General features: G+C 73.5%; 15 protein-coding genes. 10 read left to right on the plus strand and 5 right to left on the minus strand.

The window, feature by feature from the left end; genetic code table 11:
• Positions 1 to 54 precede the first annotated feature (54 nt).
• The 3 genes from ACF068_RS21160 (at position 55) to ACF068_RS21170 (ending at position 2,743) form a co-directional block, all read left to right on the plus strand.
• Positions 55 to 1,386 (plus strand): M20/M25/M40 family metallo-hydrolase, encoded by a 1,332-nt coding sequence (locus ACF068_RS21160; protein ID WP_392275817.1) that lies wholly within the window; start codon positions 55 to 57, stop codon positions 1,384 to 1,386.
• A gap of 175 nt (positions 1,387 to 1,561) precedes the next feature.
• Positions 1,562 to 1,795, plus strand: coding sequence for a chaplin (locus ACF068_RS21165; RefSeq protein ID WP_392275818.1), 234 nt, complete (start codon positions 1,562 to 1,564; stop codon positions 1,793 to 1,795).
• A 138-nt stretch (positions 1,796 to 1,933) separates the two neighbouring features.
• Entirely contained in the window at positions 1,934 to 2,743 is an 810-nt protein-coding gene (locus ACF068_RS21170) for a chaplin family protein (RefSeq protein WP_392275819.1), read from the plus strand.
• 70 nt (positions 2,744 to 2,813) lie between these two features.
• Here the strand turns inward: ACF068_RS21170 and ACF068_RS21175 are convergent, their stop codons facing one another.
• On the minus strand, positions 2,814 to 3,002 hold the full coding sequence (locus ACF068_RS21175) for a DUF5703 family protein (RefSeq protein WP_005319466.1): 189 nt from the start codon (positions 3,000 to 3,002) through the stop codon (positions 2,814 to 2,816).
• 47 nt (positions 3,003 to 3,049) lie between these two features.
• On the opposite strand from ACF068_RS21175, the gene ACF068_RS21180 reads away from it, so the two are divergent.
• Complete coding sequence (locus tag ACF068_RS21180; RefSeq protein ID WP_392275820.1) at positions 3,050 to 3,709, plus strand: hypothetical protein; 660 nt, start codon at positions 3,050 to 3,052, stop codon at positions 3,707 to 3,709.
• 95 nt (positions 3,710 to 3,804) lie between these two features.
• Here ACF068_RS21180 and ACF068_RS21185 read toward each other — a convergent pair whose 3' ends face one another.
• A complete protein-coding gene (locus ACF068_RS21185) occupies positions 3,805 to 6,036 on the minus strand; it encodes a helix-hairpin-helix domain-containing protein (protein ID WP_392275821.1) in 2,232 nt (743 codons plus the stop codon).
• Positions 6,033 to 7,016: an aldo/keto reductase gene (locus ACF068_RS21190; protein ID WP_392275822.1), complete on the minus strand. Its 984-nt coding sequence runs from the start codon at positions 7,014 to 7,016 to the stop codon at positions 6,033 to 6,035. The genes ACF068_RS21185 and ACF068_RS21190 overlap by 4 nt, the downstream gene beginning before the upstream one ends.
• A 187-nt stretch (positions 7,017 to 7,203) precedes the next feature.
• On the opposite strand from ACF068_RS21190, the gene ACF068_RS21195 reads away from it, so the two are divergent.
• Positions 7,204 to 8,256, plus strand: a complete 1,053-nt coding sequence (locus tag ACF068_RS21195) for an LLM class F420-dependent oxidoreductase (RefSeq protein WP_392275823.1) — start codon at positions 7,204 to 7,206, stop codon at positions 8,254 to 8,256.
• Between the two features lie 298 nt (positions 8,257 to 8,554).
• Entirely contained in the window at positions 8,555 to 9,340 is a 786-nt protein-coding gene (locus tag ACF068_RS21200) for a ferritin-like domain-containing protein (RefSeq protein ID WP_392276053.1), read from the plus strand.
• Positions 9,341 to 9,351: 11 nt separating this feature from the next.
• Here ACF068_RS21200 and corA read toward each other — a convergent pair whose 3' ends face one another.
• The gene (corA, locus tag ACF068_RS21205; protein WP_392276054.1) at positions 9,352 to 10,350 is read right to left on the minus strand and encodes a magnesium/cobalt transporter CorA; all 999 of its coding nucleotides are present in this window, start codon (positions 10,348 to 10,350) and stop codon (positions 9,352 to 9,354) included.
• A 53-nt stretch (positions 10,351 to 10,403) separates the two neighbouring features.
• Here corA and ACF068_RS21210 point away from each other — a divergent pair, with 53 nt between their 5' ends.
• From ACF068_RS21210 to mshC, 4 genes are all read left to right on the plus strand, one after another.
• Positions 10,404 to 11,090, plus strand: a complete 687-nt coding sequence (locus ACF068_RS21210) for a histidine phosphatase family protein (RefSeq protein ID WP_392275824.1) — start codon at positions 10,404 to 10,406, stop codon at positions 11,088 to 11,090.
• Positions 11,091 to 11,155: 65 nt separating this feature from the next.
• Positions 11,156 to 11,746 (plus strand): DUF3090 domain-containing protein, encoded by a 591-nt coding sequence (locus ACF068_RS21215; RefSeq protein WP_156695229.1) that lies wholly within the window; start codon positions 11,156 to 11,158, stop codon positions 11,744 to 11,746.
• A complete protein-coding gene (locus ACF068_RS21220; protein ID WP_392275825.1) occupies positions 11,710 to 12,537 on the plus strand; it encodes an SCO1664 family protein in 828 nt (275 codons plus the stop codon). The genes ACF068_RS21215 and ACF068_RS21220 overlap by 37 nt, the downstream gene beginning before the upstream one ends.
• A 121-nt stretch (positions 12,538 to 12,658) precedes the next feature.
• Positions 12,659 to 13,888 (plus strand): cysteine--1-D-myo-inosityl 2-amino-2-deoxy-alpha-D-glucopyranoside ligase, encoded by a 1,230-nt coding sequence (gene mshC / locus ACF068_RS21225; RefSeq protein WP_392275826.1) that lies wholly within the window; start codon positions 12,659 to 12,661, stop codon positions 13,886 to 13,888.
• 115 nt (positions 13,889 to 14,003) lie between these two features.
• Here the strand turns inward: mshC and ACF068_RS21230 are convergent, their stop codons facing one another.
• Positions 14,004 to 15,161, minus strand: a complete 1,158-nt coding sequence (locus ACF068_RS21230; protein ID WP_392275827.1) for a PAC2 family protein — start codon at positions 15,159 to 15,161, stop codon at positions 14,004 to 14,006.
• Positions 15,162 to 15,465 lie beyond the last annotated feature (304 nt).

Raw genomic sequence — 15,465 nt, forward strand, 5'->3', positions numbered from 1 at the left:
CGGGGGAGGGGGCAGGATGGGAGCCTCAGCAGCAGCGACGCGGGAGGAACCAGCGTGAGCGAGTCGAGCACGGCGCGAACCGCCACCGTCAGGGGCGAGGACGAGGTCACGGACCTCTGCCGCGACCTCATCCGGATCGACACCAGCAACTACGGCGACCACTCGGGGCCGGGCGAGCGCGCGGCCGCCGAGTACATCGCCGAGAAGCTGGCGGAGGTGGGGCTGGAGCCGAGGATCATCGAGTCCCACAAGGGACGCGCCTCCACGGTGGCGCGCATCGCGGGCGAGGACCCGTCCCAGCCCGCCCTGCTGATCCACGGCCACACCGACGTGGTGCCGGCCAACGCGGGGGACTGGACGCACCACCCGTTCTCGGGCGAGATCGCGGACGGCTGCGTCTGGGGCCGCGGCGCGGTCGACATGAAGGACATGGACGCCATGACGCTGGCGGTCGTACGGGACCGGCTGCGCAGCGGCCGCAAGCCCCCGCGCGACATCGTGCTGGCGTTCCTCGCGGACGAGGAGGCGGGCGGCACGTACGGGGCACGTCACCTCGTGGACAAGCATCCCGGTCTCTTCGAGGGCGTCACGGAGGCGATCGGCGAGGTCGGCGGCTTCTCGTTCACGGTGAACGAGAACCTGCGCCTGTACCTGGTGGAGACGGCCCAGAAGGGCATGCACTGGATGCGGCTCACCGTGGACGGCACGGCGGGGCACGGCTCCATGACCAACACCGACAACGCCATCACCGAGCTGTGCGAGGCGGTCGGCAGGCTCGGCCGGCACACCTGGCCGGTCAGGGTCACCAAGACCGTACGGTCGTTCCTGGACGAGCTCTCGGACGCGCTCGGGACCCCGCTGGACCCGGAGGACATGGACGCCACCCTGGCGAAGCTGGGCGGCATCGCCAAGATGATCGGTGCCACCCTCCGCAATTCCGCCGCACCGACCATGCTCGGCGCCGGGTACAAGGTCAACGTCATCCCGGGGCAGGCGACCGCCCACGTGGACGGGCGTTTCCTGCCGGGGTACGAGGAGGAGTTCCTGGCCGACCTGGACCGGTTGCTGGGGCCGCGGGTCCGGCGCGAGGACGTGCACGCGGACAAGGCCCTGGAGACCAGTTTCGACGGGGACCTGGTGGACGCCATGCAGTCCGCGCTCCGGGCGGAGGACCCGATCGCCCGGGCGGTGCCGTACATGCTGTCCGGCGGGACCGACGCCAAGTCCTTCGACGACCTCGGCATCCGCTGCTTCGGCTTCGCGCCGCTGAAGCTGCCGCCGGAGCTGGACTTCGCGGGGATGTTCCACGGGGTGGACGAGCGCGTCCCGGTGGAGGGCCTGAAATTCGGGGTGCGGGTGCTGGACCGTTTCATCGACGCCAGCTGAGCCCCGGCCCGATTACCTGGAATAGTCGGGTGAAACGAAACTCCAATAATCGCCCGCGTGTGCACATCTGACCGAAAAGGGTGAACGACGTCATCCGGTCGTAGCCCGATTACCTCCCTGTCGTTACAAGTGATGCGGTCCGCGGCTGGGACCGCATTGCCAACAAGGAGGAATAATGATCAAGAAGGTCGCCGCTGTCGCGGCCGCCACCGGCGGACTGGTCCTGGCTGGCGCGGGCATGGCCATGGCCGATGCGGGTGCGAACGGTGCCGCCGTTGGCTCCCCCGGTGTCATCTCGGGCAATGTGGTGCAGGTTCCCATCCACATCCCGGTCAACGCCTGCGGCAACACGGTGAACATCATCGGCCTGCTGAACCCGGCCTTCGGGAACGTCTGCGTCAACGACTGACGTTGAGCCTCGACCCCTAGTGGTCCGAGCCCGGCCGGCCCCGGAGCGCGCGCCATGCGCTCCGGGGCCGCCGGAATTTCGTACCCCGGGCGCTGTGCCCGGGAGTATTCCGGAAGCCTAGAAGGCAGGGAACCAGCTATGCGACAGGTCACGCGAAAGGGCCTGACCATCGTGGCGGCCGCGGGCGGTGTGCTCGCCCTCGGCGGCGGATTCGCCCAGGCGCACACCGGCGCCGACGCCCACGGGGCGGCGACGAATTCCCCGGGCGTCGCGTCCGGGAACAACGTGCAGGCACCGGTCAGCGTGCCGGTGAACGCGTGCGGCAACACCGTGAACGTCGTGGGGGCACTGAACCCGTCGTTCGGGAACAAGTGCGTCAACAAGTCCAACGGCGCCAAGGCGAACGGGGCGGCGGCGAACTCTCCCGGCGTCGCGTCCGGCAACAACGTCCAGGCCCCGGTGAACGTGCCGGTCAACGCCTGCGGCAACAGCGTGGACGTGGTCGGCGCGCTCAATCCGTCGTTCGGCAACGGCTGCGCCAACGGTCACCCGCACAAGCCCGGCCACCCGGGCGAGCCCGGCAACCCCGGGAACCCGGACGAGCCCGGCAACCCCGGGAACCCGGACGAGCCCGGTAACCCCGGCCACCCGGACGAGCCCGGCAACCCCGACGAGCCCGGCAACCCGGGGAACCCGGACGAGCCCGGCAACCCCGATGAGCCGGACGAGCCGGGCAAGCCCGGTAAGCCGGTTCAGCCGGGTACCCCGGACGAGCACGGCTCGCCGATCGAGCCGAACGAGCCCGGCGCGCACACCGTCACCCCGCCCGAGGCGGACGACGAGCTGGCGCTGACCGGTGCGGCACCGCTCGGCATGCTGATCCCGGCGGGCGCGGGCCTGCTGCTCGGGGGCACGGTCCTCTACCGCCGTGCCCGGCAGTCCTCGTAGTCCCCGTCCCCGCGGAGACGACGGAGCGGGCCTCGCGATCGCGGGGCCCGCTCCGTGCTGCGCGCCACCCTCACCAGGTGGCGCGCACCTGACGGATGATGCGCCTGCGCAGCCGCACACGGCGGCTGCCGTCCCGGTGCAGACTCAGTCGGTCCAACTCCCAGTGTCCGTACTCGGCATGGTCGGTCAGCAGACGGGTCGCCTCCTTGCGGGACACCCCGCGAGGCACGTACACGTCGACGAATTCGTATTCCGGCATCGCATCTATTGTGCGGGCAGAGGCCCGGTACGGATAGCGTCTGCACTATGTCTGATGCTGCGCAGCCCACCGCTGCCGAGGTACGCGCCGCCGCCGAGGCGGTCAAAGCCGCACTGGACCGGCACCTGGAGGCGGTCGAGAACCGCACCGGTGACGACGACCCGGCCGTCTACGCCGCCTTCAACGCGCTCGCCACCGCGGCCGAGGCCTACGACGAGCGGCTCTACGACCGCTACGACGAGGTCACGCCGTTCGAGATCCCCGGCGTGGAGGATTCCCTCCCGCCGTACGAGGGCCCGGAGGAACCGAGCGCGCTGACCGTGCTGATCCGTCGCGACTACGCGGTCGTGGAGCCACAGCGCCTGCTGGCCCAGTCGCAGCGCATCGCGGATCTGGACCGGGAGGACGACGGCGAGCGGACCGCCGCCGTGGTGGGGGCGAGCGTGCCCGCGGCGCTGGGGGTGCTGTTCGGCGAGTTCGAACCCGACGAGATCGCTTCGCGGCACAAGGAGTTCGGTCTGGAGGAGGGGGACTCCACGCTGTGGGTGGCCGCCGCCGACGAGCTGCCGGAAGCGGGGGAGTGGCTGAGCACCCCGTTCGACCAGGCGGATCCCGGCCGGGTGATCTGCCGCTTCGACGTGAGCGCGGTGTTCGACGAGGACGAGCTCCACGGCGACCCCGACGACCATCGTCCCCACTCCGCCTGACCCGCGCTCCGGGCCCCGCCGCCGCCCCGGCTCCCGCCGGGGCGGCGGGGGCCGGGGTCTGCGCGGGTGTCCCCGGGGGAGATCCGCCCGAGGGGTCAGTCCTCGCCGGTGGCGAGCAGGGCTTCCAGGAGGCCCCGCAGCCGGGTGGTGCGGGGGCGGGGGAGCACCTCGGCCACGGCGCGCGGCAGGGCCTGGTCCACGCCGTGCACCACCGAGAGGTGCCGCTCGCCCCGGCCGAACGCGGTGTGGACCCACGCCCGGTCCAGCGCCTCCGCCGCGTCGCCCGGCAGGACGACGACCGCCGCCGGCCAGCGCATGCCCACCGACTGGTGGGCGGTCAGCGCCCAGCCGTGCCGCAGGGCGGTGTCCACGCGGTCCTTGGGGACGAGCACCCGCTCGCCCTCGCAGTCCAGGTGCAGCCCGTCGGCGTCCGCCGAGAGGACCGTGCCCGGCACCGTCCGGCCCGGCGCGGGGGCGTGGGCGACCCGGTCGCCCGGATCGAAACCGCCGAAGCGGCCCGGCCCCGGGTTCAGCCGCTGCTTCAGCGCCGCGTTGAGCGCCCGCGTCCCCGCCGGACCGCCATGGCCGACGGTGATCACCTGGGTCCGGTCGGCGGGCACCCCGATCGCGCGCGGGATCGAGTCGGCCACGAGCTGCACCGTCCGGTGCACCGCCTCGCCCGGTTCCCGGACCGGGACGATCACGACCTCCTTGCCCGGTGCCTCCACCTGGTTGAGCTCCCCGATCCCGATGCCGGACACCAGCTCGCCGATCGGCCCCGGGTCCGGGGTGCGCGACGCGACGTGCGGGCACGCCCCGGCCGCCAGCACGTCGGCGAAGACCCGTCCCGCGCCCGCCGACCACAGCACGCCCGGGTCACCGCTGAGCACCAGGCGGCAGCCGTCCGGCAGGGCCTCCACCAGCATCGCGGCCGTCTCGACGTCGAGCTGCGGAGCGTCCAGCACGACCAGCAGGTCCAGGGCGAGCGCCCCGTCCTCGTCCCGGCCGGGACCGGCCGTCCCGGCCAGCAGCCCGGCGACGGTGACCGCGCCGGCCTCCGGCCCCAGCCGGCGGCGGCCGTTCTCCGTGTACGCGGCCACGGCCGCGCGGAGCCCGAGCTCCCTCGCGGCACCGGCCAGGGCGACCGCCTCGGCCCGTGCCGCCTCGCCGCCGGTGTGGGCGACCAGCCCGTGCCCGGCGACCGCGCGGGTCAGGTCGGTCCGGGGGGCGTCCTGCCAGCGGGTGTCCGGGCCGGTCCTGGCGAGCCGGGCCAGGCCGTCGGCGAGGCTCTCCTCCGCCAGCGCGTACCGGTCCAGCCCCAGCAGCACCGGCACCGGCTCCGTGTCCTCCGCCCGCTCCTCGTCCCCGGCGCTCTCGTCCTCGTCCAGCCCGTCGTGGAAGACCAGCACCGCGCCCTCGGCGATCGCGTGCTGCACCGCCTCGTCCGGCTCGGGCACGGACCGCTCCGCGAGCGCCGCCCGCACGGCCGACGCCTCCAGCGCCGTGTGCCCCTGGAGGGCGGCGCGCTGGAGCACCCAGTCGACAAGGGCGACCGTCCGGCGCTCGTCCCCGGGGCCGCACTCCGCGCCGAGCAGCGCCCGGGCGAACCCGTCGGCCTGCTCGGGGCGCACCCCCGCCACCGACAGCAGCTGCCAGGGGTCGTCGCGCAGCGCGTCCGCCGCCGTCGCGCCCAGTACGGCGGCGACGCCCGCGGCGAGCGACTCGGGCGCGCCGCCCTCGGCCAGCACGGCACGCACGGCCGCGACCGTCTCCGGCGCGGCCGCCCGCGCGGGACGGGCTGGCTCCACCGGGGCGGCCGGCCGCGCGGGCGCGGCGGGCTCGGGGGCGGGCCGGCGGGGCGCGGGCGCGGGGGAGTCGAAGAACGCCGTGCCGGACGCCCCGCCGCTCTCCACCGCCCGCACCGCCGCCAGCAGGTCGGCGGCCGTGCCGCTCAGTTTGGCGCCCGCCTCGATGGGGCCGCCCTTCTCCGCCTTGCGCTGCTCGATCCGCGCCCGCAGCTCCCGCTGGGCCGCCAGCTCGGCCTCCGCCTCGGAGACCCCGCTCCCGGCGGCGCCCTCCGCGGCGGCGCCCTCCGCGGCGGCGCCCGGAGCCTCCTCCTCCGTACCGCCGCCGTCCGCCTCGGTGTCGGCCCCGGTGTCCCCGTCGGTGTCCGCCGCGTCCGGGGTCCCGCCCGCGTCCGCGCCGTCACCCACCGGGGCGGTGGGAGCCCCGGCGGCGTCGGGGGCCTCCGGGGCGTCGGGTGCGGGGGCGTCCTGGTCGTCGTCGGCCGAGGAGCCGGGGGTTGCCCCCCGGGGAAGCGCGGTCACAGCGTGCTCCAGTCCTGATCGGGATAGCGGTGCACGGGCGCCGACACGTCGTCGAGCGCCCGGCGGATCTCGTCAGGAAGACTAAGGGTCTCCACTGACAACGCGGCCGTGAGCTGCTGCGCGTTGCGCGCGCCCACCACCGGCGCCACCACACCCGGCCGGTCCCGCACCCACGCCAGGGCCACCTGGAGGGGGGTGGCCGCCAGCCCGTCGGCGGCCGTGAGCACCGCGTCCACGATCCGGGTCGCCGAGTCGTCCAGGTACGGCTCCACGAACGGCGCCAGCCGGTCGGACGCCCCCCGTGAGTCGGACGGCGTGCCCTGCCGGTACTTGCCCGTGAGCACCCCGCGCCCGAGCGGCGACGAGGGCAGCAGTCCCACCCCGAGGTCCAGCGCGGCGGGCAGCACCTCGCGCTCCACGCCCCGCTGGAGCAGCGAGTACTCCATCTGCGTGCTGGCGAGCCGGGCCCGGGCCCCGCCCGGCGCGAGCTGCCAGGTGGCGGCCTTGGCCAGTTGCCACCCGCAGAAGTTGGACACCCCCACGTACCGGGCCCGGCCGCTGCTGACCGCTATGTCCAGGGCCTGGAGCGTCTCCTCCAGCGGGGTCTCCGGGTCGAAGGCGTGCACCTGCCACAGGTCCACGTAGTCCGTGCCGAGGCGGGCCAGTGACGCGTCGAGCGCGGCCAGGAGGTGACCGCGCGAGCCGTCGAACCGCCGGTCGGGGTCCGGCACGCTGCCGGCCTTCGTGGCGACGACCATGTCGCGTCGGGGGACCAGCCGCTCCATGAGCTGCCCGAGCAGGTATTCGGCCTCGCCGCCGCCGTACACGTCCGCCGTGTCGATCAGCGTCCCGCCGGCCTCCCAGAACGCCTTGAGCTGGTCCGCCGCGTCGTGCTCGTCGGTGTCCCGCCCCCAGGTGAGGGTGCCGAGGCCGATCCGGGACACACGCAGGCCGGTACGGCCGAGATGCCTCTGCTCCATGGCCGCGAGATTACTGGCCAGAGGCCCACGCGGAGAGAGCCTGTGGACAAGCTCGTACCGGCGTGAGGCGCGTCCCCCTCCGGTACCAGGCGCGTCCCCCTCCTGACGGGACGCGCACCCGCGCGCTAGAGTCCGGACGCAGATCGTTACTGATCAGTACATGAGTCGATGAGTAAGGGGACCGGCTATGCGGCTCGGCATCAACCTCGGCTACTGGGGCGCGGGCATGGACGGCGACAACCTCGCCGTCGCCCAGGAGGCGGACCGCCTCGGCTACGACGTCTGCTGGGCCGCCGAGGCGTACGGCTCCGACGCCCCCACCGTCCTCGCCTGGGTCGCCGCCCAGACCGAGAACATCGACATCGGCTCCGCGATCATGCAGATCCCGGCCCGCCAGCCCACCATGACGGCGATGACGGCGGCCACCCTGGACTCGCTGTCCGGCGGCCGCTTCCGCCTCGGCCTCGGCGTCTCCGGACCCCAGGTCTCCGAGGGCTGGTACGGCGTCAAGTTCGACAAGCCGCTGGCGCGCACCCGCGAGTACGTCGAGATCGTGCGCAAGGCCATGGCCCGGGAGCGGCTGACCCACGAGGGCGAGCACTGGACCCTCCCGCTCCCCGGCGGCCCCGGCAAGCCGATCAAGCTGACCGTCCACCCGCAGCGCGAGCACATCCCGCTCTACATCGCGGCGATCGGCCCCAAGAACCTGGAGCAGACCGGCGAGATCGCCGACGGCGCCCTGCTGATCTTCCCCTCCGCCGAGCACCTGGAGGAGACCGCGCTGCGGCACATCCGCGCGGGCCGCGAGAAGGCCGGCGCCACCATGGACGGCTTCGACGTCTGCCCGACCCTCCCGCTGGCCGTCGGCGACGACGTCAACGGGCTCGCCGACATGTTCCGCCCGTACACCGCGCTGTACGTCGGCGGCATGGGCAGCCGCAAGCAGAACTTCTACAACCAGCTCGCCCAGCGCATGGGCTACGAGAAGGAAGCCGCCGAGATCCAGGACAAGTACCTGTCCGGTGACAAGAGCGGCGCCGCGGCCGCCGTCCCGCACCGGCTGATCGACCAGACCACACTGCTCGGCTCCGTGGAGCGGATCGCCGACCGGATGCAGGCGTACGCGGCAGCCGGTGTCACCACGCTCACCCTCGCCCCGGCCGGCTTCACGCTCGACGAGCGGATCGCCGCGCTGCGGGCGGGCACCGAGGCCCTGGAACGCGCCGGCCTGGTCGACTAGGCACCCCCTGAGCCCTCGCTGCGGGCCGGCCTTCCGGACAGGCCTGCGGCCGTGGTGGGGGCTCGGGGTCATCCCCGCCACGGCCGTCACGCAGCACAACGCGCCACGCCCCCGACTGGTTACTGCCCGGGCGCGTCCGCCGCGCGCGCCGGCCCCGTTCCCTCCCCTGCCACCGATGCTCCGCCATCCGGCGGACTTCCGAGGTCCTGCTGTTGCCACGCCCGGCATGCGGCATTTGACTCCTTCTTCGCGGGACTTCGCGGATGGGCGCGAGGACGCGCTGATGGAGGTGGCATTGATGCTGTCGGCCCGGAGCCTGTTCCAGGAGATCGTCGACAACGACGACTCCTACCAGCTCTTCTGTTCCATCGCGGCCAGCGGGGAGGCCCAGGGCGGCTGGGAGAACGCCCGTATCGCGGCCCTGCTCCCCGAGAGCATGGCGGAACTCGCCCCCAAGGTGACCCGGCACGGTGCCGACGAGGACAAGCACGGCCGGATCTTCCAGGGCCTGCTCAAGAAGCGCGGCCTGGAACCGGTCCCCGTGCCGCCCGGGACCGACTACACGATGCTGCTGGAACAGCGGGGCATCGGCCTTGCCCACGAGAAGCTGCGCCGGGACCAGCGGCTGACGGAGGAGGACGTCCTGGTCTACCTCTCGCACAGCCGGGTCACCGAGCAGCGTGCCGCCGACCAGATGGACATGCTCGTCACGTACTTCGGCGACCACCCCGAGGTCGGCAAGGCGATCCGGATCATCTGCCACGACGAGGAGAACCACCTCGCCTACTGCCACGAGGAACTGCTGCGCCTCGCCTACGCCGGGCACGGCCGCACCATCCAGCGCACCCTGCGCCAGTGCGCGCTCGCCGAGATCGCCGTCTACCGCGACGTCAGCCTCGCCGTCATGGACCACATGGGCCGCGTCCTGCGGTGGCCGGCCGCCAAGCGGACCGCCCTCGCCCTGGGCATCCGGGCCATGTACGCGTACGAGAGGGCCGGCGGCTGGCGCCGCATGGTGGACCTCAGGATGCCGGAGCGGCGCAACCCGCTGGGCGGACCGGCCGAGCCCGCCCCGGCCTTCTGAGCCCCCGGCGCCTACAGCCACCCCCGGCGCTTGAACAGCCGGTACAGCCCGACCACCACGACGCCCATCAGCACGATCACGGCCGGGTAGCCCCACGTCTGGTGCAGCTCCCACATGTGGTCGAAGTTCATGCCGTAGACGCCCGCGACCATCGTGGGCACCGCGGCCATCGCCGCCCACGCCGAGATCTTCCGCATGTCGTCGTTCTGCCGTACCCCCATCTGCGCCAGATGGGCCGACAGGATGTCCGACAGCAGCCGGTCCAGCCCCTCCACCTGCTCCGTCGCACGGGTCAGGTGGTCGCTGACGTCCCGGAAGAACGGCTGGGCGTCCGCGCTGACGAACGGCACGCCCGCCCCCGCCAGCCGGGCCATCGGCGCGGCCAGCGGCCCGGTGGCCCGGCGGAACTCCAGGACCTGCCGCTTGAACATGTAGATCCGCGACGCCGTGTTCTTGGCGTCGCCGCCCGTCGGCTGGAAGACCTCCGTCTCCATCTCCTCCAGGTCGACCTGGAGCTCGCCTGCCACCTCGATGTAGTGGTCCACGACCGCGTCGCTGATCGCGTACAGCACGGACGTGGGCCCCTGGCGGAGTACTTCCGGTTCCGCCTCCAGCCGCTTGCGCACGGCCGTGAGCGGCGCGCCCTCGCCGTGCCGGACCGTCACCACGAACGAGTCGCCCATGAACACCATGAGCTCGCCCGTGGTGACGGTGTCGCTCGCCGGCTCGTACACGACCGGTTTGAGCACCATGAACAGCGAGTCGTCGTACACCTCCAGCTTGGGCCGCTGGTGCGCCTTGAGGGCGTCCTCCACGGCCAGCGGGTGCAGGCCGAACTCCTCGGCGACGTGATCGAACTCCTGCTCCGTCGGCTCGTGCAGCCCGATCCAGAGGAAGGCGTCGCCCGTTTCGGCGGCGCGCGCCGCCGCGAGCGCGTCGGAGAAGTCGGACGGGCCCTCACTGCGGCGCCCGTCCCGGTAGATGGCACAGTCCACGATCACGGCGCGTATTCTTCCCCGGCCCCCGGCGCCTTGCACGCACGGAGCCGCCTAGGCTGGCAGGCATGGCCACGTTGATCCTCGTACGGCACGGACGCTCGACCGCCAACACCTCCGGCGTACTCGCGGGGCGGACGCCCGGTGTCGCCCTCGACGAGCGCGGCGCCGCACAGGCCGCGGCGCTGCCCGGCCGGCTGGCCGGGGTGCCGCTCGCGGCGGCCGTGACCAGCCCGCTCCAGCGGTGCCGGGAGACCCTCCAGCCGCTGCTGGACGCCCGCCCCGGGCTGCCCCTGCACTCCGAGGAGCGGATCGGCGAGTGCGACTACGGCGACTGGTCCGGGCGCAAGCTCGCCGAACTGGCCGACGAACCCCTGATGGACGTCGTCCAGCGCCACCCGTCCAACGCCGCCTTCCCCGGCGGCGAGTCCATGCGCGCCATGCAGGCGCGCGCCGTGGAGGCCGTGCGCGAGTGGAACGCGCGCGTGGAGGCGGACAACGGGGAGGACGCGGTCTACCTGATGTGCTCGCACGGCGACATCATCAAGTCGCTCGTCGCCGACGCACTCGGGATGCATCTCGATCTGTTCCAGCGGATCCATGTGGATCCTTGTTCCGTGACGGCGATCCGTTACACCCGTCTCCGGCCTTCTCTTCTGCGGCTCGGCGACACCGGTGACTTCGCCGCGCTGGTTCCGCGCGACCAGCCCGGCGGCGAGGCGGCCGAGGTGGGCGGCGGCGCGGGAGCACCGTGATCCAATCGCACAGTAGGGTGGACGGGCCGTAGCGCCCGTCCGAACCGAAGCAAGGGAGAGGGAACGTGTCCCGTCAGGTGTTCCTCTATGACCCACCGGAGCGCTTCGTGGCCGGCACGGTCGGGCTGCCTGGCCGCCGTACGTTCTTCCTCCAGGCCTCCGCCGGGGGCCGGGTCACCAGCGTCGCCCTGGAGAAGACCCAGGTGGCCGCGCTCGCCGAGCGGATCGACGAGCTGCTCGACGAGGTGGTGCGGCGCACCGGGGGCAACGCCCCGGTGCCGGCCGTGGCACCGTCCGACGTCAGTGACACCGCGCCCCTGGACTCCCCGGTCGAGGAGGAGTTCCGGGTCGGCACGATGGCGCTGGCCTGGGACGGCGAGGAACAGCGCATGATCGTCGAGGCGCAGGCGCTCGTCGAGCTGGACGTGGAGTCCGAGGAGGACCTCGCGGAGGCGGAGGAGCGGCTGCTCCAGGACGAGGAGAACGGCCCGCCGATGCTGCGCGTCCGGCTCACCGGGGCGCAGGCCAGGGCGTTCGCCAAGCGGGCCCTCGACGTGGTCAACGCGGGACGGCCGCCGTGCCCCCTGTGCAGCCTGCCGCTCGATCCGGAAGGACACGTATGCCCGCGCCAGAACGGATACCGCCGGGGAGCCTGACGGCGGTGGAGCTGCTCGACCTGCTCGCCAAGGGCGAGCTGACGGTGCGCGGCCAGGTCCGCGAGGCGTCCAACGCGGTGCTGTTCTGCTCCGTCGCGTACGAGGGCCAGGAGGCGGACTGCGTCTACAAGCCGGTCGCCGGCGAGCGTCCGCTGTGGGACTTCCCCGACGGGACGCTGGCGCGGCGCGAGGTCGCGGCGTACGAGGTGTCCGAGGCAACCGGCTGGGGTCTGGTCCCGCCGACCGTGCTCCGGGACGGCCCGTTCGGCGAGGGCATGGTCCAGCGGTGGGTCGAGGACGACCCGTCCGCCCCCCTGCTGGCGCTCGTCGAGGACGAGGAGCCGGGGGAGGGCTGGAAGGCGGTGGGGTTCGCCCAGGTCGACGAGGACCGCACCGCGCTGCTGGTGCACGCCGACGACGTACGGCTGCGGCGGCTCGCGGTGCTCGACGCGGTGATCAACAACGGTGACCGCAAGGGCGGCCACCTGCTGCCCGCGCCGGACGGCCGGCTGTACGCCATCGACCACGGCGTCACCTTCCACGTGGACGACAAGCTGCGCACCCTCCTGTGGGGCTGGGCGGGCGAACCGCTGCCCGCGGAGGCCCTGGACGTCCTCACCCGTCTGGACGCCGCCCTGGAGCCCGGTGCGCCCCTGGCGGCCCGGCTGGCGGAACTCATCACGCCCGGCGAGGTGACGGCGGTACGGTCCCGGGTCGCCGCCCTGCGCGCGTCCGGCCGCCACCCGGAGCCTTCCGGCCAATGGCCGGCCATCCCCTGGCCGCCCGTCTGACCCGTCTCCCGGGTACCGTCCGGGCCGCGCACACGGGCGGCGGTCGCGCAAGAGGGCGTGTTCGGTCGGGAATTCCGTATCCGGTTCGTATCCGGAACTCGCGTCCGGTTACGCTCGTGACATGCATGCCTGGCCCGCTTCTGAGGTCCCCGCCCTGCCCGGCAAGGGCCGCGACCTCCGGATCCACGACACCGCGACCGGCGAGCGAGTGACCCTCGCCCCCGGCCCCGTCGCCCGTATCTACGTGTGCGGCATCACGCCGTACGACGCGACCCACATCGGTCACGCGGCGACCTACAACGCGTTCGACCTCGTTCAGCGCGTGTGGCTCGACACCAAGCGGCAGGTCCACTACGTCCAGAACGTCACCGACGTGGACGATCCGCTCCTGGAGCGCGCCGTCCGCGACGACATCGCCTGGGAGACCCTCGCCGAGCGCGAGACGTCCCTGTTCCGCGAGGACATGACCGCCCTCCGGATGCTCCCGCCGCGGCAGTACATCGGGGCCGTCGAGGCGATACCCGGCATCGTCCCGCTCGTCGAGCGGCTCCGTGACGCCGGCGCCGCGTACGAGCTCGACGGCGACGTCTACTTCTCCGTCGAGGCCGACCCGCACTTCGGCGAGGTCTCGCACTACGACGCCGAGCTCATGCGGGCCCTGTCCGCCGAGCGCGGCGGCGACCCCGACCGCCCCGGCAAGAAGAACCCGCTCGACCCGATGCTGTGGATGGCCGCCCGCGAGGGCGAGCCGAGCTGGGACGGCGGCACCCTCGGGCCCGGCCGCCCCGGCTGGCACATCGAGTGCGTCGCCATCGCGCTGGACCACCTGGGCATGGGCTTCGACGTCCAGGGCGGCGGCTCCGACCTGGTCTTCCCGCACCACGAGATGGGCGCCTCGCACGCCCAGGCGCTGACCGGCGAGCACCCGTTCGCCAAGGCGTACGTGCACGCCGGGATGGTCGCCCTGCACGGCGAGAAGATGTCCAAGTCCAAGGGCAACCTGGTCTTCGTCTCCGCGCTGCGCCGCCAGGGCGTCGACCCGGCCGCCATCCGGCTCGCCCTGCTGTCCCACCACTACCGCGCCGACTGGGAATGGACCGACGAGGTGCTCCGGGCCGCCGTGGAGCGGCTGGGCCGCTGGCGCGCCGCCGTCTCCCGCCCGGACGGGCCGTCCGCGGACGCGCTGGTCGACGAGGTGCGCGAGGCGCTGGCCGACGACCTGGACGCCCCGGCCGCCCTCGCGGCCGTGGACCGCTGGGCCGCCCGCCAGGAGGCGGAGGGCGGCACGGACGAGGCCGCGCCGGGCCTTGTCTCCCGTGCCGTCGACGCCCTTCTGGGCGTGGCCCTGTAGGGCGGGACGACACCGTCTCCGGCACGCCCCTGGGGGGCGTACGGCACCGCTGACGACGAAGGGGCGGCACCTCGGCCGAGGTGCCGCCCCTTCGTCGTCAGCTTCGTCAGCTTTGTCAGTCCTCCGAGGAACCCGGCGAACCGGGGGATCCGGGAGAGCCGGGGGAGTCCGGGGTGTCCGGCGTCTCGCCGGCCCGCGTCGCGTCCGGGGCTTCCGGGCCCTCCGGGGCTTCCGGGGCCTCCGTGGTGCCCGGGGCCTCCGGGGTCTCCGCGGCGTCCTGGGGCAGCCTCCCGGGCGCTTCCGGGGAGTCCTGGGAGCCGCCCTCCGCGCCCGTGTCCTCCGCCTTCGACGGCTTCGGCGGCCGCGTCCGCCCGCTCGACGTGTCGCGCAGGTACGAGCTGTCGCCGCCGGTCTCGGTCGCGTGGCCCGGCCCCCCGTCCCGCCGCCGCAGGTACCGCTCGAACTCGCGCGCGATGGCCTCGCCCGACGCCTCCGGCAGCTCGGCGGTGTCCCGCGCCTCCTCCAGCGTCTGGACGTACTCCGCCACCTCGCTGTCCTCCGAGGCGAGCTGGTCCACGCCGACCTGCCAGGCGCGCGCGTCCTCGGCCAGCTCGCCCAGCGGGATGCGGAGGTCGATGAGGTCCTCCAGCCGGTTGAGCAGGGCCAGCGTCGCCTTGGGGTTCGGCGGCTGCGACACGTAATGCGGCACCGCCGCCCACAGGCTCACCGCCGGCACGCCCGCGTGCGTGCAGGCCTCCTGGAGGATGCCGACGATCCCGGTCGGCCCCTCGTACCGGGTCTCCTCCAGGTCCATGGTGCGCGCCAGGTCCGGGTCGGACGTGACGCCGCTGACCGGCACCGGCCGGGTGTGCGGGGTGTCGCCGAGCAGCGCGCCCAGGATCACCACCATCTCCACGCCCAACTCGTGGGCGAAGCCGAGCAGCTCGTTGCAGAACGAGCGCCAGCGCATCGACGGCTCGATGCCGCGCACCAGCACCAGGTCACGCGGCTTGTCGCCGCCCACCCGGACCACCGACAGACGGGTGGTCGGCCAGGTGATCTTCCGTACCCCGCCGTCCAGGTACACCGTGGGCCGGTTGACCTGGAAGTCGTAGTAGTCCTCGGCGTCCAGCGCCGCGAACACCTCGCCCTTCCACTCCCGTTCCAGGTGCGCGACCGCGGTGGAGGCGGCGTCGCCGGCGTCGTTCCAGCCCTCGAACGCGGCCACCATGACCGGGTCGATCAGCTCGGGAACCCCCTCGAGCTCGATCACCCAGGCCTCCTTCCGAAGTTCCGTGCGTACGGACCAACCTTACGGCTTTCCGGGGCACCGCCCGCAGTCCCCGTACACCTCCGAGTGCGGTGCCGACCGGGAGCCACTACCCAGGGCGACCGGGGGAAACACGGCGGAGAGCCGGCCGATTCGGCGGCGCGCCGCCCACGGGCCGGCCGCCGCTCCGCGCCCGCCGGGCGCACGGCCGCCGCACGGCGAAGCCCGGCGCCCGCGGCGGCGGTTGCGGGTCCGGGCCGGTGAGGCGGGCGCCGCCATGACGTGTCCGGACGTACAGCGAGGGCGG

The organism is Streptomyces sp. NPDC016309 (assembly GCF_043077235.1).
Lineage (GTDB): Bacteria > Actinomycetota > Actinomycetes > Streptomycetales > Streptomycetaceae > Streptomyces.